The organism is Mycobacterium sp. NGS29 (genome assembly GCF_059812965.1).
Genome location: NZ_JCALDR010000054.1, coordinates 1 through 275 on the forward strand (window position 1 = coordinate 1; position 275 = coordinate 275).

The following is a 275-nucleotide window of genomic DNA, read 5'->3' on the forward strand; positions in this document are numbered from 1 at the left end:
GGGAGGCGTTCGCGCATGTCGCGGGCGATGCGGACTTTGTCCAAGGCGCCGCGCTGGCTGATCTTGAGGCCGGCGGCGACTTCGGCGGCCACCCCGTCCATGGTGTCAAGGGCCCAGTCCTCGGTTTCGCCGTGGCGGCGCAACCGGTAGGCGAACAACTCCCCGATGGCCATCAACTGTGCCGCGGCGGCCTGGCTTTCCATCCGCTGACCGGCCCGGATCGCCTCGATCCAGCCCCGAGATTGCTCGGTCGGCGTTTTCAGGGCTTGGTGCCA

Annotated in this window: 1 protein-coding gene; it reads right to left on the minus strand. The window is 68.7% G+C overall.

The features are described 5' to 3' along the window. A partial coding sequence (locus AC5Y5Z_RS25570; protein ID WP_499928299.1) for a DUF222 domain-containing protein occupies positions 1-263 on the minus strand: 263 nt, incomplete at its 3' end. Positions 264-275 lie beyond the last annotated feature (12 nt).